This window comes from Arenibacter lacus, from assembly GCF_008711145.1.
In the GTDB taxonomy this organism is placed as follows: Bacteria; Bacteroidota; Bacteroidia; order Flavobacteriales; family Flavobacteriaceae; genus Arenibacter; species Arenibacter amylolyticus.
Genome location: NZ_VVIN01000215.1, coordinates 1 through 663, shown reverse-complemented (window position 1 = coordinate 663; position 663 = coordinate 1). Strand labels below are relative to the sequence as shown.

At 41.3% G+C, this 663-nt stretch carries 1 protein-coding gene; it reads left to right on the top strand.

All coding sequences use genetic code 11. The annotated features are described in order from the left end of the window. A partial coding sequence (locus tag F1E73_RS17210; protein ID WP_150452687.1) for an energy transducer TonB occupies positions 1-663 on the top strand: 663 nt, incomplete at its 3' end.

Below are 663 nucleotides of genomic sequence, written 5' to 3'. Positions count from 1 at the left end.
ATGTTGATTTATACCTCGTGTGAGAGTGAAGTGGCAACGGATAAATTGGAGGAAAGCGCCACATTAAAAGCAGGTAGTGAAACTATTTTGGAGTTTGAAGATTTGAGCAACCTCTCCAAAGAAGAAACTTTAAAAAAAGAGGAGTTTTTCCGCAAGGCGACCAATGCTAGAAGGGTTGGAACTTTTATCATGAAAGATAGAAGAGGGCAATCTGTTATACTAACTACAAATGAATCAGGTTTGGTATCAATGGACATCCGGAAAGATGGTGTCACAACTTCTAAACATAACAATGATCTTAACGAGATCGTTAACGATAAAACGGTTAGTATTCCGTTTACAGTTGTTGATGAGGTACCCGTTTTCCCCGGTTGTGAGAATGCGGAGGATAAAAGAGCCTGCTTTAATAAGATGATGCAGAACCATATTATAGATAATTTTAGATATCCAGAAGAGGCTCAAAAGAATGGAATTCAAGGCCGTGTAAATACTATGCTAATCATTCAAAAGGATGGGAGTATAGGGGGTGTAAGAACGCGGGGTCCAGATACCCTTTTGGAAGAGGAGGCGGCACGCATTATCTCCCTATTGCCGAGCATGACACCCGGGGAGCATAGGGGTAATGCCGTTCGTGTACCCTATTCCATTCCAATTACGTTTAAG